We start from the raw sequence: 21301 nt of genomic DNA on the forward strand, positions 1-21301 counted from the left end.
CTGGTTTAGTGCTTGGCGGATGAGAGCGCGTCGGCTCCACCCACGATCTCGGAAATCTGCGACGTGATCTCGGTCTGCCGGGCGTTGTTGGACAGCCGGGTGTAGTCCTTGATTAGCTTGTCCGCGTTGTCGGAGGCCGATGACATGGCCTTCTGACGTGCGGCGTGCTCGGCTGCGGCGGACTGCAGCATGGAGTTGAAGATACGGCTCTCGATGTAGACGGGCAGGAGCGAGTCCAGCACCGTTTCAACGTCCGGTTCGAACTCATAGAGTGGCAGGACCTGGTTGTCACCAGGCTCCTCAACGCCCTCCACGACCTCGAGGGGAAGCAGCCGGACAACCTGAGGAAGCTGGGTGACCATGCTGACGAACCGGTTGTAGACGACGTGGATCTCGTCGACGCCACCGTCGTCCGCTTCGCGGAGGAAGGCCTCGAGCAGCGCGTCGCTGATATCGCATGCGGTCTCGTACTGCGGCTGATCGGTGGAACCGGTCCAAATGCGCTCGGAGACGCGGCGGCGGAAATTGAAGTACGACGCGGCCTTGCGACCCACCAGGAAGTAGACGATGTCCTTACCCTGGCTGCGCAGCAGCTCGCTGAGCGATTCGGCCTCACGCAGCACCTGCGAGCTGAACGCCCCCGCGAGACCACGGTCGGAGGCGAAGATGACGACCGCAGCGCGCTCGATCTTCTCCGGTTCGGTCGTGAGCACGTGGGCGACATTCGAGTACGTCGCTACCGCGGACACCGCCTGCGTGACGGCACGAGCGAACGGGGTTGACGCGGCGACGCGAGCCTTGGCCTTTTGAATGCGCGAGGCAGAGATCAACTCCATGGCCCGAGTGATCTTCTTAGTCGTCTGGGCAGACTTGATCTTCTGCCGGTAGACCCGAAGTTGCGCTCCCATGTGTCTCCTGTGCTTCCTTGTCAGTGCTGAATTGGTGCGGGCGATCGAGTGATGCCGGCCGCGCCCCGCGGCTCGAACGAGTCGGGAGCGCGGCCGATGTCACTTAGCGGCGGTGCTTGACGATCTTTTCCTGGTTGACCTTGTCAGCGGGAATCGCCTCGAAGACTTCCTTGCCCACCGAGGCGAGCGGCTTGCCCTCGCCCGTCTGGAATCCTTGCTTGAACTTGTCGACCTCGATCTCGAGCGTCGCGATGGTCGCGTCGTCGAGAACGTTGGTGTCGCGCAGTGTCGTGAGTACGCTCGTGGTGCGGCCCAGGTGGTCGAGCAGACCACGCTCGAAGCGCAGGACGTCGGCCACGGGCACCTCGTCGAACTTGCCGTTCGTGCCGGCCCAGATCGAGACGACCTGGTCTTCGACGGGGTACGGCGAGTACTGCGGCTGCTTGAGCAGCTCGGTCAGGCGTGCGCCACGACCGAGCTGGCGACGGCTCGTCGCGTCGAGGTCGGAGGCGAACATCGCGAAGGCCTCGAGCGAACGGTATTGCGCCAGCTCGAGCTTCAGAGTGCCGGAGACCTTCTTGATCGACTTGACCTGAGCGTCACCGCCGACTCGGGAGACCGAGATGCCCACGTCGACCGCGGGACGCTGGTTGGCGTTGAACAGGTCGGACTGCAGGAAGATCTGACCGTCGGTGATCGAGATCACGTTGGTCGGGATGTAGGCAGAGACATCGTTCGCCTTGGTCTCGATGATCGGCAAGCCGGTCATCGATCCGGAACCGAGGGCGTCGGACAGCTTGGCGCAACGCTCGAGCAGACGGGAGTGCAGGTAGAACACGTCACCGGGGTACGCCTCACGTCCCGGCGGGCGGCGCAGAAGCAGCGACACCGCACGATAGGCCTCGGCCTGCTTGGACAGGTCGTCGAAGATGACGAGGACGTGCTTGCCGGCATACATCCAGTGCTGACCGATGGCCGAGCCGGTGTACGGGGCGAGGTACTTGAAGCCGGCCGGGTCGGAGGCCGGGGACGCGACGATGGTCGTGAACTCCATGACTCCGGCATCCTCGAGCGCACCCTTGACGGCGGCGATCGTGGAACCCTTCTGACCGATGGCTACGTAGATGCATCGAACCTGCTTGTTCACGTCGCCCGTCGCCCAGTTGGCCTTCTGGTTGATGATCGTGTCAATCGCGATCGCGGTTTTGCCGGTCTGGCGGTCTCCGATGATCAGCTGACGCTGGCCACGGCCGATCGGGATCATGGCGTCGATGGCCTTGATTCCGGTCTGCATGGGCTCGTGAACCGACTTGCGGTCCATCACGCCGGGTGCCTGTAGCTCCAGCGCGCGGCGGCCTTCGCTCTTGATCTCGCCGAGCCCGTCGATGGGCGCCCCCAGCGGGTCGACGACGCGGCCGAGGTAGCCGTCGCCGACGGGTACGGAGAGGACCTCACCAGTGCGGTGCACCTCCATGCCCTCGACGATTCCGGCGAACTCGCCGAGAACGACGACGCCGATCTCGTCTTCGTCCAGGTTCTGGGCGAGGCCGAGGGTGCCGTCCGCGAACGTGATGAGCTCGTTCGCCATCACGCTGGGAAGGCCCTCGACGTGCGCGATGCCGTCGCCGGCCGTGGTGACGTAGCCAACCTCGGTCGTCGCGGTCTTGTTCGGCTCGTAGGACTTCACGAAGTCCTGGAGAGCGTCACGGATCTCATCGGGGCTGATCGTTAGTTCTGCCATCATCTTCCCTTTTCTGTACTGGGTGTACAGGTTCTGTCGTGCACGAGACGCTGCCGTCCCGAGGTGTGTGGTACTGACTGAAGCGGTCAGCCAGCGAGCTGGATTCTCAGATCTTTAAGACGGGTGGCAATGCTGCCATCGATGACGTCGTCACCGATTTGAACGCGGACGCCCCCGACAATTTCGGGGTCGACAACCTCGTTGATCGTGAGCCGACGCCCATAGCGCACCGTGAGGCTGGCTCGAAGGCGATCAACCTGCTCCGGAGCCAACGCGGCGGCCGACGTGATCGTGGCGATCGAGCTATCCGACTGGTCCGCGACGATGGATGCGGCGTAGCGCAGCAAATCCCCGATGCGGCGACCGCGGGGCTGCTGCACCAGGTGTCGAACAATCGCGAGCGTCTGTTCGGAGACCTTGCCGGCCAGGAGGGCGTCAACAACACTCACCTTGGCCGCTGTGGTGCCGAGCTTTGAGGCGAGGGCGAGTTCGAGTTCGCCGTTGGACGACACGGTCTTGCCGAACGCGAACAGTTCCTCCGCCACCTGCCCGGGGACCGTGGCCGAAGACGCAATCACCCGCAGGCCGAGGTCTTCGATGCCGGCCAGAAGATCGGTGTGGTTCGACCAGCGTGCGGCGGAGGCGGCTTGAAGCAACTCCAGCGCGGTCGGCGTCATTGCGCCCGAGAAGATTGCGCTCACGAGGGTGGCCTTCGCCGCCGCATCCGCTGACGGGTCGACCAAAGCCGACCGAAGCTGTGACGTGTGGCCGATGACACGACCGGAGTTCAACAAATTGACGCCGGTCGCGAGGTCGTGCGTTCCCCCGGGACGGGACAGAACCGCCCGTGTTGAGGCTAAGGCTTCCCTGGTGGCGCTACCCATTACCGGACCACTTTCTCCGAGGCCTCGAGGTCAGCCAGGAATCGGTCGACGATGCCGCTGGCCTTTTCGTCGTCGGTCAGGCTTTCGCCGATGACGCCGGAGGCCAGGTCGATGGCCAGTGTGCCGACTTCGCTGCGCAGGGAGATCACTGCGGCCTGACGTTCGGCCACGATCTGAGCCTTCGCCGTCGCGGTTACCCGAGCGGCGGCGATGACGGCCTGCTCCTTGAGCTCGTTCACGATCGTCTGTCCGTCGACGCGGGCGGCGTCGCGGATCCTGCCGGCCTCGGCCCTCGCCTCGGCCAGCTGGGTCGTGTACTGCTCGAGAGCAGCTTCGGCCTTGCGCTGGGCATCGTCTGCCTTGGCGATGTTGCCCTCAATGGCCTCCGCACGATCGTCGAGGATCTGGCGGAAGCGCGGGATCGCGAAGCGCACGAAGAAGACCATGACGACCAGGAAGACAACAGCCGACCAGGTGATGTCGTAGATGGCAGGAAGGAACGGATTCGTTTCCGCTTCTGCTGCCAGAACAAGCTCAGGCATGGTGGCGATCCCTAGACGAAGATGAAGAAGACGGCAACACCGATGAATGCAAGGAGCTCCGTGAACGCGATGCCGAGGAACATGGTGACCTGGAGACGGCCTGCGAGTTCGGGCTGGCGAGCCATGGCTTCAACGGTCTTTCCGGCGACGATACCGATGCCGATACCCGGGCCGATCGCGGCAAGACCGTAGCCTACGGTGGCGATATTGCCGGTGATCTCGGCAAGAATGGTGGATTCCACTATGTGTGTCCTTTCAATCGAAAACGACGTCGGTCGACGCAGTTGTGTGTGTCAGTGCTCTTCAGCCACGGCCTGTTGGACGTACACCGCGGTCAAGAGGGTAAAAATGTACGCCTGGAGGATGAACACGGCGAACTCGACGAAAGTGAAGATGAACCCGAACGCCAGCGTCCCGATTCCGAAGAGCCCCAACCAGCCACCTGCAGTGAAGATGAAGAAGCTCGTCGCCCCAAAGCACAGCACGAGCAGGAGGTGTCCGACCATCATGTTGAGCAGGAGTCGCAAAGCGAGCGAGATCGGCCGCACGATAAAGATATTGATGAACTCGATCGGGGCGAGCAAGATGTAGATCGGCCACGGCACACCGGCCGGGAAGAGCGAGTTCTTGAAGAACTTGGCGGCGCCGAGCTGCTTGATACCCGCGTAGATGAACACGACGTAGGCGACGAGACCGAGCAGCAGGGGCATGCCGATGAGTGCCGTGCCCGAGATGTTCAGGGCCGGGATTACGCCCGTGACGTTCATCGCAAGGATGCCGAAGAACATGCCGGCTAACAGGGGCAGGTAACGGCGACCCATCTCCTTGCCGAGGATCTGATCGGCGATCTGCACCTGGACAAAACCCAGTACAAGCTCGGCGATGCTCTGACCGCGGCCAGGGACCCGGGATGGTTTGCGCAGGGCGAGCCAGAAGAGCAGGAGCATCACGGCTACGGCGAGGATGCGGACCAGGATGATCCGGTTGATCTCGAAGGGCGTTCCCTCAAAGAACAACGCGGGGAGACCAAGGAACTCACTGATGCCCGGAGCCTGAAACTCATCGCCGGTAGCCATGGGAACCAGTAAGTTCGCAGCGTAATACAACAGCGCTATCTCCTGTTTCTGTGCGGATGCACAACGGCGACAATGGTCAAGTGTGGTCTGTGGCACAGTGGATCACACTGCGGCCGGTGACAGTTTTTTGACTCTATCAACTTTCGCTCACGGCGACTAATCGACCGCCCCTGTTCCGGTCAGGACCTGGGGTGGTCGGATTTTTTTGGGAGCACGGCGTCACTCACGTAGCCCAGATGGGAGCGGAAGACCACCAGGACGTCGACGATCATGGTGCCGATGGCTCCGGCAATGACGGTGATGAACAGAACTGTCGTCTGCACGAAGGAAGCATCCCGAAGCAGAGCGAGTATCACGATGAACACGACGATTTTCAGCAGCCATGCCCCCATCACGATGCCGAAAAAAGCGGCAATGTCGAACCGCATGGCCCCGATGATGCTCACGGCAGTGATCGAAGCGAACAGCACGGCAAGAGCGGTGCCGATGAGGGCGCTGATGAGGCCTTCGGTTGACGCGAAAAGGTAGCCGAGTCCGCCGCCGACGATCGCGATGGCAATCGCGAGGAAGCCTGTGTATCGAAGGACTGCGGTCAGGACCCCCCTGGCGTTCGATGGCACCGCTCGGAGCGTGGTGGGCAAGCTGGTGGGATCGGGTGCGTTCATACGTTTTCCTCCACCGTCGCGGACGCCTCATCGAGGCGGTCGAGTCGGGCGATTTCTTCTCTGTGTTCGGCCGTTCGGGCGAGCTGGCTGGCGGACTCGACGGCCTTGCGCCGACTCAACGGAGCCAGCGTGACGAGGGTGCAGATCAGCAGCGCGACGATCAGGAAAATTGTGGCATACCAGGTGGGCAGCCCGAAATACACCGGGAGCAGAAAGTAGAGCAGGCAACCGACGGATGCCGCCGCGGTCCAGCCGTAGAAGATCAAAACGGCATGCAGGTGCGAATGGCCCATGTCCAGTAGCCGGTGGTGCAGGTGCTTGCGGTCGGCGCTGAAGGGTGATTTACCGGCCCGGACGCGCCGGAACACCGCCAGACCGAAGTCGAGGAGCGGAATGATCAGGATGGCGACGGGCAGGATGATCGGGATGAACGCCGGGAAGAGCTGCGACCGGTTTACGGCGGTCGGGTCGACCTGGCCCGTGATCGCGATCGCGGACGTAGCCATCAGCAGACCCACCAGGAGGGCGCCCGCATCACCCATGAACAGTTTCGCCGGCCGCCAATTGAGCGGCAGGAAGCCGACGCAGGCACCCACCAGGACGGCAGCGATCAGTGAGGCGAGGTTGAAGTAGTTGCTCGGGGAGGTGTCCCGGGCCAGCAGGTAGCTGTAGAGGAAGAACACGCCGTTCGCGATGAGCGCGACGCCGGCCACGAGCCCGTCGAGCCCGTCGATGAAGTTGATCATGTTCATCACGATCACGATCACGATCACGGTGATCAGGATCGACATCCAGGAGGACCCGACGGTCAGCCCGCCGATCGGCAGCGACAACACCTGCACGCCCTGCCAGGCGATGAGGCCGGCAGCGATGAACTGCCCGGCCAGTTTGGTCATCCAGTCGAGGTCCCAGAGGTCGTCGGCCACTCCCAGCAGCACGATCAGCAGGGCTGCACCCAGGATGGCGAGGATCTGCTGGGGGTCACTGAAGATGAGTCGCAGCGGCGCGAAGCGGGCCGCAACCAGGTAGGCCACACCGAAGGCGGCGACGATGCCGACGAAGATCGCGATTCCGCCGAGGCGGGGCGTGGGCCGCGTGTGCACATCGCGCTCGCGGATCTTCGGATAGAGGCGGTAGCGGTGACTGAGCTTGAGTACAAGAACGGAGAACCCGAGGGTCACCAGGGCCGAGACCAGGCTGAGCAGGACGAAGACGGTCATTGCTAGCGTGCGTCTGCAGCGGGATCGACCGGTTCGGTCCTCACTGCGGTGCCGGGCTCGGTGGTCGGCTCGGTGGTGGTTTCGGCAGCGGGCTTGTCCTCAGGCGCGCCGAACCCGATCGGCGCGAGCGCCTCTCCGATCACGGCTTCGATGGTCTCCCGTGAGATCACGCCGTTCCGCACGATGACGACCTTGCCGCCGTTGGAGTCGAAGCCGGTGGCATCCACGATGGTCGACGAGGTGTCCCCCGGCCGGTCGCCGATGGGTTCGTAGCCGAGTCCGGCCGTTCCGCCGTCGAGGTAGACGGCCACGCTGCCGCCGAGCATCTCTTCGGCGCCTTCCGCGTCGATCGCGGAGGGCCGGCCGCTGGTGTTGGCGGATGACACGGCCAAGGGTCCCGTCTCGGAGAGGAGGTCGAGGGCAACCGGGTTGCTCGGCATCCGCAGGGCCACCGTGCCGCGGGTGTCACCGAGATCCCAGGCGAGCGACGGCTGGGCGTTCAGCACCACCGTCAGACCACCGGGCCAGAACGCGGCGACGAGCTCGCGCACCGGTTGCGGAATGTTCTGGGCCAGGGCGTCGAGGGTGGGAATTCCGGGGATCAGCACGGGCGGCGGCGAGGAACGGTCGCGGCCCTTGGCGTCGAGGAGGCGCTGGACCGCCTCCGGGTCGAAGGCGTCCGCGGCGATGCCGTAGACAGTGTCGGTGGGGATGACAACGAGCGCGCCGCGGCCGATGGCCGAGCGCGCGAGCCTCATGCCGGCCGCGTATTCCGTGTCAACCGAGCAGTCATAGATGCGAGTCATTGTGCCTGATTCTACTGCAGCCGCCCAGAGGGAACCGCCCTCACCGATCGGCGGGAACGGGGGCGAGGGCCGTGGTGGCGCGGTCGCGGGTGGTGTAGTCGCGGTGAGTGGCCGGGACGCGCCAGCCGTCGGCGGCCAGGAGGGCACGGATCTGCGCCCCCTGCAGCTCACCGTGCTCGATCACGATCTGGCCGCCGGGACGCAGGAGGCGCAGGGCCGTGCGGGAGACGTGCCGCACCACGTCGAGCCCGTCGGGGCCGCCGAACAGGGCGCGGGCCGGGTCGAAGAGGCGTACCTCGGGGTCGCGCGGGATCGCATCCGTCGGAATGTAGGGCGGGTTGGAGATGACCACGGCCACGGTTCCGTCGAGTTCGGTGAGCGCGTCGGTGAGGTCGCCGAACACCAGCGTGGCATTCGGCGCGGCTACCTGCTCGAAGTTGCGGGAGGTCCAGGGGAAGGCCTCCGGCGAGTTCTCGACCGCCCAGATGCGCGCGTTCGGCACCTCGACCGCCAGGGAAAGCGCTATCGCGCCACTGCCGGTGCCGAGGTCCACCACGATCGGCTCCGCGTCGGGCAGTGCCCGGAGCGCGTCGATGGCGAACTGCGCCACCTGCTCAGTCTCAGGGCGGGGAACGAACACGCCCGGTCCGACGAACAGTTCGAGGGAGCGGAAGGGTGCCCGCCCGGTGATGTGCTGCAGCGGCTCGCGCAGGCAGCGGCGACGAACGAGTTCACGGATGGTCGCGGCATCCGCGGCGTCCAGGGCGGTGCCCAGGATGGCGGCGGCCTGCACCTGGCCGCGGCTCTGGGCGAGAACGTGACCGATCAGGAGATCGGCGTCGACGTCGGGGTCGCTGATCCCCGCCTGGGAAAGGGAGTCGATGGCCCGGGTACGCAATTCGGCAATGTCGGTGGGAACAATGTCGGTAGGAATTGAGCTGATGGGAATGGAATGGTGGCCGTGCGGAGTTGTCACGTATTGAAATGTAACGCACGCACGCGCCCTCTGCCGGAGCCGTAGGCTGGGCGAGGTTCCTGACCCCGATCGAAAGGCGACCACCGATGCCCGCACAGATTTACTCCGATATCACTGCTGCAGTCGGCAAGACCCCTCTGGTCAGGCTGAACCGACTCACCGCCGGCCTCGACGCTACGGTTCTGGTGAAACTGGAGTTCTACAACCCCTCGGGCAGTGTGAAGGACCGGATCGGGATCGCGATCGTCGATGCGGCCGAGGCCTCGGGCGAGCTGGCTCCGGGCGGAACCATCGTCGAGGGCACCAGCGGCAACACCGGGATCGCCCTCGCCATGGTGGGCGCCGCCCGCGGGTACACGGTCATCCTGGCGATGCCGGAGACCATGAGCCGCGAACGCCGCCAGCTGCTGCGCGCCTACGGCGCCCGGATCGTGCTGACGCCGGGCTCCGACGGCATGCGCGGCGCGGTCACGAAGGCCGAGGAAATCGCCGCCGCCACCCCCGGGGCGATTTTGGCCCGCCAGTTCGACAACCCGGCCAACCCGGCCATCCACTACGCGACCACCGGCGTCGAGATCTGGGACGACACCGCGGGAGCCGTCGACATCCTCGTCGCCGGAATCGGCACCGGAGGGACCATCACGGGCACCGGTCAGCTGCTCAAGGAACGCAAGCCATCCGTGCGCATCGTCGGCGTCGAGCCGATCGACTCCCCCATCCTCACCGGTGGCAAGCCCGGACCTCACAAGATCCAGGGCCTCGGCGCCAACTTCATACCGAACGTTCTCGACACGCACGTCTACGATGAGGTCACCGACGTCACGCTCGCCGACTCCGTGTCCACGGCGCGCGCGCTGGCAACGGATGAGGGCATCCTCTCCGGCATTTCCGGCGGATCGGCTGTCTGGGCGGCCATCGAACAGGCCAAGCGCCCCGAGAACGCCGGCAAGACCATCGTGGCTATCATGCCGAGTTTCGGCGAGCGGTACCTCTCCACGGTGCTCTACGAGGACCTGCTGGACTAGTCGGCGGAACCGGGCAGGCGACGCAGCGAATGGGTGTCTTGTCGAGCATCCGTGAGGACCTGGCTATGGCGCGCGCCCACGACCCGGCCGCCCGCAGCAACATCGAGGTGTTCCTGGCGTACAGCGGTCTGCACGCCGTGTGGTCGTATCGAGTGTCCCACCGGCTGTGGGAGGCCGGATTGCGGCTTCCGGCCCGGCTCCTGTCGCAGTTCACCCGGTTCCTGACCGGGATCGAGATCCACCCCGGCGCCCGCATCGGCCGGAGGCTGTTCATCGACCACGGCATGGGCGTGGTGATCGGGGAGACCTCGGACATCGGCGATGACGTGATGCTCTACCACGGAGTCACCCTCGGCGGGAAGACCCGGCACGGGGTGGCCCGGGGGGAGAAGCGGCACCCCACCCTGCACGACGGGGTGACGATCGGCGCCGGCGCCAAGGTGCTCGGGCCCATCGTCATCGGCGCCTGGAGTACCATCGGCGCCAACGCGGTGGTGACCCGCGATGCCCCACCCAAGTCGCTGCTGCTGGGGATCCCGGCCATCGTGCAGCCGGCCAAGACCGACACCATCGAATCCGCCCGCGGGCTGCTGCCCGGCGACGACTGAGGGATAGAGACCAATGACCACCGATACCGCCGCCCTCACCCTCCCCGTACTCGACCTCTCGCGGCTCGACCGGGGCGAGGCGGAGGCGGAGGCTTTTCGGGCCGATCTGCGGGAGGCCACCCACTCCTTCGGGTTCTTCTACCTGACCGGTCACGGCGTGCCCGCGGACCTCACGGATCGGGTCATGCACACCGCCCGAGCCTTCTTCGCCCTCCCCGAAGCCGACAAGATGGCGATCGAGAACCTGCGGAGCCCGCACTTCCGTGGCTACACGCGGGTGGGCGGCGAGCTCACCCAGGGTACGGTTGACTGGCGCGAGCAGATTGACATCGGGCCGGAACGCCCGGCACTTCCGCGTCCCACGGATGCCGACTACCTGCGTCTCGAGGGACCGAACCAGTGGCCGTCCACTCTCCCCGCGCTACGAGACGTGATGACCCTCTGGCGCGACGAGCTCACCGCGGTCGCCCTCCGCCTGATGCAGGCCTGGGCGTTGTCTCTCGGTGCCGACGAGCACGTGTTCGACGCGGCCTTCGCCGAGAAGCCGTTCACCCTGATCAAGATCGTGCGCTACCCCGGCAAATCCGATCCCACTCCCCGGCAGGGCGTCGGCGCGCACAAGGACTCCGGGGTGCTGACCCTCCTGTTCGTCGAACCCGGCAAGGGTGGCCTGCAGGTGGAGAAGGATGGCGACTGGCTCGACGCTCCCCCGCTCGACGGCGCCTTCGTGGTCAACATCGGCGAGCTGCTGGAGGTGGCCACGAACGGCTATCTCAAGGCCACCGTGCACCGGGTGATCTCGCCTCTGATCGGCGACGACCGGGTTTCGATTCCGTTCTTCTTCGGCCCCGCGCTCGACGCGACCATCCCGCTGCTCACCCTGCCGGACTCCCTCGAGGCGCCCGGGGTCACGGCCGACCCGGACAACCCGATCTTCTCCACCTACGGGGAGAATGCCTTGAAGAGCCGACTGCGCGCGCACCCGGACGTGGCCGCCATCCACTACTCCGACCTGGCCGAGTAGCCATCGCAGCCGCCGCCGCTGCCCGCGCAGCGATCGTGGCCGCCCTGGCGGGTGCTACGGCTGGAGGCGCTCCCGCTTCCAGCCGCCGCCCGCCAGCGCCGTGAAATGCAGGCGGTCGTGCAGCCGGGACGTGCGGCCCTGCCAGAACTCGATCGCGTGCGGAATGACCCGGAACCCGCCCCAGTCCGTGGGCCGCGGGATCTCCGCGTCGTCGGGGTACCGCCGGTCGACCGCGCGCACCTGTTCCTCGAGCAGTTCGCGGCTCGCGATCGGTTCCGATTGCTCACTGGCCAGGGCGGCGATCCGGGCGGGCCGCGGACGACGCGCGAAATAGGCGTCGCTGACGGCGGCATCCGTGGCGTGGGCCGTGCCGTAGACGATCACCTGGCGCTGCATCGGGTACCAGGGGAATAGCAGCGTCACACCGGAATTCTTCCGGAGCGCGCGCCCCTTGCGCGAGTCGTAGTTGGTGACGAACTCGAACCCGCTGCCGTCGAGCCCCTTGAGCAGCACCGTGCGGCTGCTCGGCCGCCCGTCGGGGTCGATGGTGCCGACGACCATGGCGTTCGGCTCATACAGCCCGGCCCCCTCGGCGGCCGCCAACCAGGTGGCGAACTCGAGCATCGGGTCAGAATTCACCTGCGCCTCGGTCAGGCCCACAGCGCCGTAGTCGGTGTGACTCGTCAGGGATTCCATCAGCATCCTCGCCTCGTTGTCGAACGGTGGATGCGAAAAGCCCAGCCGCCGTTCTCTCCAGACTACGAGAGACCGGCGGCTGGGCAACCGCTGCGTGCAGGGTTGGTCAGTCGTGATCACCGATCTCGGCCAGCCGGGTGGCTTCGTCGGCCGTGATGCAGGAGTCGATCACGGCGTCGAGGGCGCCGTTCATGACCGTGTCCAGGTTGTAGGCCTTGTAGCCGGTGCGGTGGTCCGCGATCCGGTTCTCCGGGAAGTTGTACGTGCGGATGCGCTCGGACCGGTCCATGGTGCGGATCTGGCCCTTGCGCACGAGGGAGGCGGCGGCGTCGATTTCTTCCTGCTGCCGGGCCAGAACGCGGGCACGCAGAACGCGCATGCCGGCTTCCTTGTTCTGCAGCTGGCTCTTCTCGTTCTGCATGGCCACGACGATGCCGGTCGGAAGGTGGGTGATGCGCACGGCGGAGTCGGTCGTGTTCACGGACTGGCCGCCGGGGCCGCTCGACCGGTACACGTCGATCTTGAGGTCGTTCGCACTGATCTCGACCTCTTCGGGCTCGTCGACCTCAGGGAAGACGAGCACGCCGGCGGCGGAGGTGTGGATGCGTCCCTGCGACTCGGTGGCCGGCACTCGCTGAACGCGGTGCACGCCTCCCTCGTACTTGAGGTGCGCCCAGACGCCCTCGGCAGGGTCACTCGCGTTACCCTTGATGGCGAGCTGGATGTCTTTGATGCCGCCGAGGTCGCTCGTGGTCTGCTCGATGATCTCGGTTTTCCAGCGCTTCGACTCCGCATAGTGCAGGTACATGCGGAGCAAGTCGGCGGCGAACAGTGCGGATTCCGCACCGCCCTCCCCCATCTTGATCTCCATGATCACGTCACGGGCGTCGAGCGGGTCGCGCGGAATCAGCAGGCGCCGCAGCTTTTCGGCCGCGTTTTCCAGCTGCTCCACCAGACCGGGGATCTCCGCGGCGAAGTCGGCGTCCTCGTCCGCGAGTTCCCGCGCGGCATCGAGGTTCTCGCCGATCTCTTTCCACTCGTGCCAGGCCGCGATGATGCGGCTGAGCTCGGCATAACGACGGTTGACCTTCTTCGATCGGGCCGGGTTTGCGTGCAGCTCGGGATCCGCCAGCTGAGACTGGAGCTCATCGTGCTCAGCCAGCAGAGTCAGGACAGACTCGAACATCAGTGATCCTTGTCTGACCCACCGAGGGTCGGCATCGACTTCTGAACCTGCATCAAGAACTCGACGTTGGACGTGGTCTCCTTGAGGCGACCGAGGATGATCTCCAGTGCCTGCTGCTGTTCGAGCCCGGCGAGGGCGCGTCGCAGTTTCCAAGTGATCTTGACTTCGTCCGCGCTCATCAGCATTTCTTCACGACGGGTTCCGGATGCGTTGACATCCACCGCGGGGAAGATGCGCTTATCGGCCAGGTGGCGCGACAGGCGGAGCTCCATGTTGCCCGTGCCCTTGAACTCCTCGAAGATAACCTCGTCCATCTTGGATCCGGTCTCCACCAGGGCGGAGGCGAGGATGGTGAGCGAGCCACCGTTCTCAATGTTGCGCGCCGCTCCGAAGAAACGCTTCGGCGGGTACAGCGCGGACGCGTCGACGCCGCCGGAGAGGATCCGGCCCGACGGCGGGGCCGTCAGATTGTAGGCGCGGCCCAGGCGAGTGATCGAGTCGAGCAGCACAACGACGTCGTGGCCCAGTTCGACGAGACGCTTGGCACGCTCGATGGCGAGCTCGGCGACCGTGGTGTGGTCTTCGGCGGGACGGTCGAAGGTGGAGGCAATGACCTCACCCTTCACCGTGCGCTGCATGTCGGTGACCTCTTCGGGACGCTCATCGACCAGGACGACCATGAGGTGGACCTCGGGGTTGTTCGTGGCGATGGCGTTGGCGATCTGCTGCATGACGATGGTCTTGCCGGCCTTAGGCGGTGCGACGATCAGGCCGCGCTGTCCTTTACCGATCGGGGCGACCAGGTCGATGATCCGCTGCGTCAGCTTGCCCGGCTCGGTTTCGAGGCGCAGCCGCTCCGTCGGGTACAGCGGCGTGAGCTTCTGGAACTCGACGCGGTTCGCGGCCTCTTCGACGGTCAGGCCGTTGATGGAGTCGACCTTGACGATCGCGTTGTACTTCTGGCGTCCGCTCTGATCGCCTTCGTGGGGCTGGCGGATGGAGCCGACGACGGCGTCTCCCTTGCGCAGGTTGTACTTCTTGACCTGGCCGAGCGAGACGTAGACGTCGCTGGCACCCGGCAGGTAGCCGGAGGTGCGCACGAACGCGTAGTTGTCGAGGACGTCGAGGATGCCGGCGACGGGGATCAGCACGTCGTCGTCGTTCAGCTCCGGCTCGAAGTCGTCGCCGGTGGTGACGCCGCGACGCTTGCGGTCACGGAAACGGTTGCGGTTGCTCCGGCCGTTCAGGTCGTCTTCGAGTCCGGCGCGGTCGGGACCGGCGTTGCGGTCCTGACCCTGACGATCCTGACCCTGACGCTCTTGGCCCTGGTTGCGGTCCTGGCGGTCCTGACCCTGGTTTCGATCCTGACCCTGGTTGCGGTCCTGATTCTGATTGTCCTGGCTCTGGCCCTGGCCGCGGTTGCCGGTCTGGCGTTGCTGGCGGGCGGTCTCCTCGCCGCGCTCGGCACCCTGCGTGCGGTCGCCCCCACGGCTGCGGTTGCGGTTGCGGCCCTGTCGGGGCTGTTCCGTCTGCTCGGACAGTTCGCCCTGACCGGCGTGCTCGCCCTGCTCGGTCGATTCGGCCTGATCGGTGACGGCGTTCTCGACCCGGGCGTGCTGCTCGGTTCCGGTCTCGGTGCCGGTCTCGGTGCCGAGCTCGTCGGCGTTGTTGCGGGCGTCGATGCTGTTGCGGGCACCGCCGTTGCGGCCACCGCGTGAGCTACCGCGACGCGACCGGCCGGAACCGGTGGCCTCGGGCGCCGACTCGGTGATGGCGGGGGTCTCCTCGGCCACGACTGCGGTCTCGCCGGCAGCCTCGGTGATTGTTTCAGTCTGAACGGTGGGGGCCTCGGTGTCCACGATGGGGGTGGCGGCCGCTTCGGCGGCCGCCTTCACAGTGACCGACGTGGCACGCTTGCGAGCCTGGCGGACCGGCTTCGTGGCCGGGGCTACGGTCTCGGTCGCGGGTGACTCCGGCACGGTGCCGGCATAGGTGGTGGGGGCGGTCGTGCGGCGGAGGGTCGCGGCGTCATCCGGAACGATCATGCCGATGCCCAGGTCGCCGTCAGCGTTGACGTGTGCCACGGCGGGAGCCGCGGTCGCGGTGGAGGCGCGGCGGGACGCGCGCTTGCGCGGCGCGGCGCCGGTGACGTTGGCAGCAACGTCGGTGGTCGAGGCCGCGTCGGTCGCAGCGTCGGCCGTGGGAGTCGCCTCTTCGACGGGATCGGCGGCCGTGGTGTCGGCGGGCGTGGTGTCGGCGGGCGTGGCCTCGGCGGAGACACCCGAGGATGCGCTCTTGGCCTGCTCGGCGGTGATTGCTCCTACGAGCTCTCCCTTGCGAAGCTTGGATGCACCCGGGATACCCAGCTCGATCGCCAGAGCCAGAAGCTCGGCGACGCGAAGGGTGGTGAGGTGCGAGGAATCCGCACCGGGGGTGAGGAGGTTGACGTCAGTCACGAAAATTGTCCTTTCCCCTGGCGTCATGCGTGCTGGCCAGGGAAGCTGTTGCAGCGTCTCACGCGCTGCGGGTGGTCCAATCCCAAAGTGATGTGGATTGAAGTGAACACACACAGCTACGCATAGATGATGCGATAGCAGTGAGTTACAGGGAATGCACCGGAGAAGGGAGCCGGGCGTTACGCGGTTCCATCGGGTGCACGTTCACTGTAGCAGAACGTGAGAACGCCGAGGACCGCCCGGATACGGCGTGTCCTCGGCTTTCAGTTACTCCGTGACATGAGTGAGCCCTCACAGCCGTCAGCGATGAGTCACCGCTACCGGGTCCAACCGGAGCGGGCACTGCGACGGCGAGGAACACCGCCCGGGCGGTGCAGCCGGCTGACCGACCGGGAGCGACACACCCAATCGATTCGGACTCGGCTCTCTAACGCTCGGTGCGGGTGACGGTTGCGCCCAGCACGTCGACGGCCAGCATCAGCGCCTGCCAGGGCGTTTCGGACTCGGCGGCGACGAGCTCGGCCGCGACGAGTCGCTGCCCTGGGTCACTGGCCAGCACCAGGATCGATGGGCCGGCGCCGGAGACGACGGCGGCGAAGCCGTGCTCCCGGAGCAGGGTGATCAGCCGGTTGGTCTCCGGCATGGCGGCGGCACGGTAGCTCTGGTGCAGTTTGTCCTCGGTGGCCGCGAGGAGCAGCTCGGGGCTCTGGATCAGGGCGGCGATCAGGAGGGCCGAGCGCGACAGGTTGAAGACGGCGTCTTCGTGCGGCACGCTCTCGGGCTGCAGGCTGCGGGCGAGCGCCGTGGACATGGCGTGCTCCGGAACGAACACGAGCGGCTTGACGCCGCGGTGCACCATCAGCTTCTTGTGGCGCGGTCCGTCGGGTGTCATCCACGCGATCGTGAGACCCCCGAACAGTGCCGGCGCCACATTGTCGGGGTGCCCCTCCATCTCAGTCGCGAGGGCCAGGAGCGCCTCCGCATCGATGTCGACGATGCCCTCGAGCAGGCCCTTCGCGGCCATGATCCCGGCGACGATGGCGGCGCCGGACGAGCCCATGCCGCGGCCGTGCGGGATCTCGTTGTGGGCAACGAGGTTCAGTCCGGGCAGTTCCTGGCCGTAGGCGGCGAAGGTGTGGATGAGGGCGCGCACGACAAGGTTGGTCTCATCGGTGGGCACCACGCCTTCACCGACGCCGTGCACCTCGACCGTGACGCCCGGCTCATCGCGAACGGAGGCCTCGAGGTGGTCGTGGTGCGCCAGGGCCAGACCCAGGGTGTCGAAGCCGGGGCCGAGGTTGGCCGTGGTCGCCGGCACCTGCACGGTGACGGAACGGCCCGAGAGCACCGACTTGCCCGAGAGGGCCTCGGCGATGGTCATTTCTGGACCAGCCCGAGGACGCTGGCGATTTCGGCGGTGTCGACAGGCACGATGGTCGGTTTGACGTCGGAGCCGTCCGCGGTGCGGAGCGCCCACTGCGGGTCCTTCAGACCGTGGCCGGTGACCGTGAGAACCACGGTGGAGCCGGCCGGGATGAGCCCGGCTTCGGCGCGTTCGAGCAGGCCGGCGACGCTGATCGCGGAGGCCGGTTCGACGAAGATGCCGACCTCGGCCGACAGGATGCGGTAGGCCTCGAGGATCTTGTCGTCGCTGATCGCGCCGAAGTAGCCGTCGGTCAGGGTGCGCGCGGCGAGGGCGAGGTCCCAGGAGGCCGGGTTGCCGATGCGGATGGCGCTGGCGATGGTCTCCGGGTGGTCGACGCGGTGGCCGAGCACGATCGGGGCGCTGCCGGCAGCCTGGAACCCGAACATGCGCGGCAGCTTCGTAGTGGCGCCGCGCTCGAGCTCTTCGGTGTACCCGCGTGTGTAGGCGGTGTAGTTGCCGGCGTTGCCGACGGGGACGATGTGGATGTCCGGCGCGTCTTCCAGCACCTCGACGACCTCGAAGGCGGCCGTCTTCTGGCCCTCGATCCGGTCGGGGTTGACCGAGTTGACTAGGTGCACGGGGTAATTCGCGGAGAGGTCGCGGGCGATGTCGAGGCAGTCGTCAAAATTGCCCTGCACCTGCAGCAGCTGCGCGTTGTGCGCGATGGCCTGGCTGAGCTTGCCCATGGCGATCTTGCCCTCGGGCACCAGCACGACGGCCTGGATTCCGGCGTGGGTCGCGTAGGCGGCGGCCGACGCGGAGGTGTTGCCGGTGGACGCGCAGATGACGGCCTGGGCACCGTCTTCGACGGCCTTGGAGATGGCCATGGTCATGCCGCGGTCCTTGAAGGAACCGGTCGGGTTCATGCCCTCGTACTTGATCCAGACCTTCGCGCCCGTGCGAACGGAGAGCGCCGGAGCCGGAATCAGCGGGGTGCCCCCCTCGCCGAGCGTGATGATCGGCGTCGCATCCGTGATGTTGAGGCGGTCCGCGTACTCGCGCAGCACGCCGCGCCACTGCCGGGAAGCCGTCTTCGCGGCTGGTTTCGGCAGAGTCTCTCGTTCGCTGGACATCAGGCTCCTTCAACTCTCAAAACGGATGCGACATTGGTGACAAATCTGTTCGCGGCGAGGTCTGTCACGGTGGCCGCCAGGGCGGCCTCCGTGGCCTCGTGCGTTCCGATGACTAGGGTAGCCGTGGCGGAGACGGCGGAGCGACTCGCGGTGCCCGGCTGCGCCGGCGTCATCGACTGCTCGACCAGGGCCAGGGACACGCCGTGGTCGCTGAACACGCTGGCGAGCGTGGCGAGAACGCCGGGCTCGTCGGTGACTTCCAGGGTCACGGCGTAGCGCGTGACGATCTGGCCGATGTCGAAGACCGGCAGGTCGGCGTGCTGGGACGCGGGAACGCCGGGGCCACCGGCGATGTGGCGGCGGGCCAGTGACACCAGGTCGCCGAGCACGGCGGACGCCGTCTCCACGCCCCCGGCGCCGGCGCCGTAGAACATCAGGCTTCCGGCCGACTCGGCTTCGACAAAGACCGCGTTGTTGGCGCCGTGCACGGAGGCGAGCGGGTGGCTGCGGTGAACCATGGCTGGGTAGACCCGGGCGGAGACGCCCTGCTGGCCGCTTTCGGCGTCGACGAGGCGTTCGCAGATGGCGAGCAACTTCACGACGTAGCCGGCCTTGCGGGCCGAGTCGATCTGCGCGGGCGTGATGGCGGTGATGCCCTCGCGGTAGACGGATGCGAGCGGCACGGTCGTGTGGAAGGCGAGGCTGGCCAGAATGGCCGCCTTCTGCGCCGCGTCGTACCCGCCGATGTCGGCGGTCGGGTCGGCCTCGGCGTAGCCGAGGTCGGTGGCCAGGGCGAGAGCCTCCTCGAGGGTGTCCCCCTCAGTGTCCATCCGGTCGAGGATGAAGTTGGTGGTGCCGTTCACGATGCCGAGGATGCGGTTGACCTGGTCGCCACCGAGACTCTCGCCGAGCGGCCGAACGATCGGGATCGCACCGGCCACGGCCGCCTCGTACTTGAGCTGTGCGCCGACCTGGTCGGCGGCGGCGAAGAGTTCTGGCCCGTGGGTGGCCAGCAACGCCTTGTTGGCGGTGACGACATCCGCCCCCGAGTTGATCGCCATCAGAATGTATGAGCGAGCGGGCTCGATGCCGCCCATCAACTCGATCACGACATCGGCGCCGAGGATCAGGGTCTCGGCGTCGGTGGTGAACAGCTCGCGGGGCAGGTCGACGGTGCGCTCGGCGTCGATGTCGCGCACCAGGATGCCGACGAGCTCGAGGCTGGCACCGACCCGGTTGGCGAGTTCTTCACTGTTTTCGAGCAGCAGCCGGGCGACCTGGGCGCCGACGGAGCCGCCGCCCAGCAGTGCGACGCGCAGATTGCGGTATTCGATCATCGGGCGGGTTCCTTCGGTAGATCGGTCGAGCCGGTGGTCGAGCCGGGATTCGAGCCGGGGATCGAGCCGGTCGAGACCGAGACCCCGGTGTCGCGGGCGAGCAGGTCGGCGATGGTCTCGCCGCGCACCAGCATCCGCGGGATGCCGTCGGCCACCGCGACCACGGCCGGCCGGCCGAGGAAGTTGTAGTTGTTCGACAGCGACCAGCAGTAGGCGCCGGTGGCCGCGACGGCCACCAGGTCGCCCGGGGCCACGTCGCCGGGGAGATAGTCCGCGTCGACGACGATGTCGCCGCTCTCGCAGTGCTTGCCGGCGAGGCGCACCAGCACCGGGTCGGCCGCCGACACGCGGCCGGCGAGCCGCACGGTGTAGTCGGCGCCGTAGAGGGCGGGGCGGGCGTTGTCGCTCATGCCTCCGTCGACACTGACATAGAGGCGCGGGTTGCCGGCCACGTCGACGGACTTGGTGGTTCCGACCTCGTAGAGGGTGATTCCGGCCGGGCCGATGATGTAACGTCCCGGCTCGAAGGCGACCACGGGCACCGGGATGCCGAGGGCGCTGCACTGCGCGGCAACGATGTCGGCCAGGCTGGCCGCGAGCTCACCGATCGGGGTGGGGGTGTCGGCCAGCGTGTAGGCGATGCCGAAGCCGCCGCCGAGGTTCAGCTCGGGGACGGGGCCGCCTGCGAGCAGGGCGGCGTGCACGGCGAGGAGGCGCGACGCGGATTCGGCGAAGCCGTCGGCGCCGAAGATCTGCGAGCCGATGTGGCAGTGCAGGCCGCGGAAGCTTAGGCCCGGCTCGGCCCGGATGAGGCCCACCAGCGCCGCGGCGTCATCGAGCGTCACGCCGAATTTCTGGTCTTCGTGCGCCGTGGCGAGGAATGCGTGGGTGTGTGCGTGCACGCCGCTGTTCACGCGTAGCCGAACGGCCTGCACGATGCCGTGCCGGGCGGCGGCCGCGGCGACGCGCCCGATTTCGACCAGGCTGTCGATCACGATGGTGCCGACGCCGACGCGGCAGGCCTCGTCGATCTCGGCCAGGGACTTGTTGTTGCCGTGATAGCCGAGCCGGTTCGGCGGGCTGCCGGCCGCCAGCGCCACGGCGAGTTCGCCGCCGCTGCAGACGTCGATGTTGAGGCCTTCGGCAAGCATCCAACGGGCGATCTCGGTGGACAGGAACGCCTTGCCGGCGTAGTAGATGTGCACGCTCGTGCCGATGCGGGCGAACTCGGCCTCGAAGACGGCGCGGAGCGAGGCCGCGCGGGCGCGGGCATCCGTTTCGTCGACCAGATATAGAGGAGTGCCGTATTCGGCGGCCAGGGCGGAGGCGGTGCAGCCGCCGATGAGGAGTTCACCCTGCGGGGTGCGGTCGATGGTGGCCGGCCAGAGGCCGTCGGCAAGCGCATTGGCGTCGTCGGGCAGGCAAAGCCAGTCGGGGGCGAGCGGGTTGGTGGCCACGGGTGAAAACCTCACGGGAAATGTCGAGTGGGTGTCTCACTGAGTGGCGAGCGAACCCGGATTGGTCCCTGAAGCCAGTGAAAGGATGCCGTCGGCTGCGACCGGAGACCTGTCCCGAGTGTAGCGAACGCCGCCGGTGCGCGCCGAATCGCGTTACGTCCCGCTGCGTGGTGAGAGGCGCGGGCTGAGCAGCGG

At 66.8% G+C, this 21301-nt stretch carries 20 protein-coding genes; 3 read left to right on the top strand and 17 right to left on the bottom strand.

The genetic code is table 11. The features are described 5' to 3' along the window. Positions 1-5: 5 nt before the first annotated feature. The 10 genes from E3O18_RS08640 to prmC form a co-directional block, all read right to left on the bottom strand. A complete protein-coding gene (locus E3O18_RS08640) occupies positions 6-908 on the bottom strand; it encodes a F0F1 ATP synthase subunit gamma (RefSeq protein WP_134417917.1) in 903 nt (300 codons plus the stop codon). A 103-nt stretch (positions 909-1011) separates the two neighbouring features. After that, complete coding sequence (atpA, locus tag E3O18_RS08645; protein ID WP_104099721.1) at positions 1012-2649, bottom strand: F0F1 ATP synthase subunit alpha; 1638 nt, start codon at positions 2647-2649, stop codon at positions 1012-1014. A gap of 86 nt (positions 2650-2735) precedes the next feature. Next, on the bottom strand, positions 2736-3533 hold the full coding sequence (locus E3O18_RS08650) for a F0F1 ATP synthase subunit delta (RefSeq protein WP_134395732.1): 798 nt from the start codon (positions 3531-3533) through the stop codon (positions 2736-2738). Further along, positions 3533-4075 carry a F0F1 ATP synthase subunit B gene (locus tag E3O18_RS08655; RefSeq protein WP_134395733.1) on the bottom strand — a complete coding sequence of 181 codons (543 nt, stop codon included), beginning with the start codon at positions 4073-4075 and terminating at the stop codon, positions 3533-3535. Before E3O18_RS08655 ends, E3O18_RS08650 begins: the two co-directional genes overlap by 1 nt. An 11-nt stretch (positions 4076-4086) precedes the next feature. After that, on the bottom strand, positions 4087-4317 hold the full coding sequence (atpE, locus tag E3O18_RS08660) for an ATP synthase F0 subunit C (protein WP_174720104.1): 231 nt from the start codon (positions 4315-4317) through the stop codon (positions 4087-4089). A 51-nt stretch (positions 4318-4368) separates the two neighbouring features. Continuing rightward, a complete protein-coding gene (atpB, locus tag E3O18_RS08665) occupies positions 4369-5151 on the bottom strand; it encodes a F0F1 ATP synthase subunit A (protein ID WP_104099701.1) in 783 nt (260 codons plus the stop codon). 179 nt (positions 5152-5330) lie between these two features. Then, positions 5331-5816, bottom strand: coding sequence for a hypothetical protein (locus tag E3O18_RS08670; RefSeq protein WP_134395734.1), 486 nt, complete (start codon positions 5814-5816; stop codon positions 5331-5333). After that, the gene (locus E3O18_RS08675; RefSeq protein WP_134395735.1) at positions 5813-7036 is read right to left on the bottom strand and encodes an MraY family glycosyltransferase; all 1224 of its coding nucleotides are present in this window, start codon (positions 7034-7036) and stop codon (positions 5813-5815) included. The genes E3O18_RS08670 and E3O18_RS08675 overlap by 4 nt, the downstream gene beginning before the upstream one ends. A gap of 2 nt (positions 7037-7038) precedes the next feature. Then, positions 7039-7842: an L-threonylcarbamoyladenylate synthase gene (locus tag E3O18_RS08680; protein WP_134395737.1), complete on the bottom strand. Its 804-nt coding sequence runs from the start codon at positions 7840-7842 to the stop codon at positions 7039-7041. Between the two features lie 40 nt (positions 7843-7882). Further along, the gene (prmC, locus tag E3O18_RS08685) at positions 7883-8764 is read right to left on the bottom strand and encodes a peptide chain release factor N(5)-glutamine methyltransferase (protein WP_241978160.1); all 882 of its coding nucleotides are present in this window, start codon (positions 8762-8764) and stop codon (positions 7883-7885) included. Positions 8765-8904: 140 nt separating this feature from the next. Here prmC and cysK point away from each other — a divergent pair, with 140 nt between their 5' ends. Genes cysK through E3O18_RS08700 form a run of 3 tightly spaced genes read left to right on the top strand, consistent with a single transcriptional unit; the run spans position 8905 to position 11475 of the window. After that, on the top strand, positions 8905-9843 hold the full coding sequence (gene cysK, locus E3O18_RS08690) for a cysteine synthase A (protein WP_134417918.1): 939 nt from the start codon (positions 8905-8907) through the stop codon (positions 9841-9843). A 29-nt stretch (positions 9844-9872) separates the two neighbouring features. Then, entirely contained in the window at positions 9873-10451 is a 579-nt protein-coding gene (gene epsC, locus E3O18_RS08695; RefSeq protein WP_134395740.1) for a serine O-acetyltransferase EpsC, read from the top strand. A gap of 13 nt (positions 10452-10464) precedes the next feature. Beyond that, the gene (locus E3O18_RS08700; protein ID WP_134395742.1) at positions 10465-11475 is read left to right on the top strand and encodes a 2-oxoglutarate and iron-dependent oxygenase domain-containing protein; all 1011 of its coding nucleotides are present in this window, start codon (positions 10465-10467) and stop codon (positions 11473-11475) included. Between the two features lie 54 nt (positions 11476-11529). Here the strand turns inward: E3O18_RS08700 and pdxH are convergent, their stop codons facing one another. The 7 genes from pdxH to lysA all read right to left on the bottom strand — a co-directional run bounded on the left by pdxH (position 11530) and on the right by lysA (position 21106). Continuing rightward, entirely contained in the window at positions 11530-12171 is a 642-nt protein-coding gene (gene pdxH / locus E3O18_RS08705) for a pyridoxamine 5'-phosphate oxidase (RefSeq protein ID WP_241978157.1), read from the bottom strand. A 106-nt stretch (positions 12172-12277) separates the two neighbouring features. After that, on the bottom strand, positions 12278-13357 hold the full coding sequence (gene prfA, locus E3O18_RS08710) for a peptide chain release factor 1 (RefSeq protein WP_104194084.1): 1080 nt from the start codon (positions 13355-13357) through the stop codon (positions 12278-12280). Beyond that, positions 13357-15840 (bottom strand): transcription termination factor Rho, encoded by a 2484-nt coding sequence (gene rho / locus E3O18_RS08715; protein ID WP_134417919.1) that lies wholly within the window; start codon positions 15838-15840, stop codon positions 13357-13359. Before rho ends, prfA begins: the two co-directional genes overlap by 1 nt. Before the next feature lie 400 nt (positions 15841-16240). Continuing rightward, positions 16241-17194, bottom strand: a complete 954-nt coding sequence (gene thrB, locus E3O18_RS08720; RefSeq protein ID WP_134395746.1) for a homoserine kinase — start codon at positions 17192-17194, stop codon at positions 16241-16243. Further along, positions 17191-18312 carry a threonine synthase gene (gene thrC, locus E3O18_RS08725; RefSeq protein WP_134395748.1) on the bottom strand — a complete coding sequence of 374 codons (1122 nt, stop codon included), beginning with the start codon at positions 18310-18312 and terminating at the stop codon, positions 17191-17193. Before thrC ends, thrB begins: the two co-directional genes overlap by 4 nt. Then, positions 18312-19649 carry a homoserine dehydrogenase gene (locus E3O18_RS08730; RefSeq protein WP_134397573.1) on the bottom strand — a complete coding sequence of 446 codons (1338 nt, stop codon included), beginning with the start codon at positions 19647-19649 and terminating at the stop codon, positions 18312-18314. The genes thrC and E3O18_RS08730 overlap by 1 nt, the downstream gene beginning before the upstream one ends. Next, positions 19646-21106, bottom strand: coding sequence for a diaminopimelate decarboxylase (lysA, locus tag E3O18_RS08735; protein ID WP_134395752.1), 1461 nt, complete (start codon positions 21104-21106; stop codon positions 19646-19648). The genes E3O18_RS08730 and lysA overlap by 4 nt, the downstream gene beginning before the upstream one ends. Between the last annotated feature and the right edge of the window lie 195 nt (positions 21107-21301).

Source organism: Cryobacterium sp. TMT2-42-4 (genome assembly GCF_004402645.1).
GTDB classification, from domain to species: domain Bacteria; phylum Actinomycetota; class Actinomycetes; order Actinomycetales; family Microbacteriaceae; genus Cryobacterium; species Cryobacterium sandaracinum.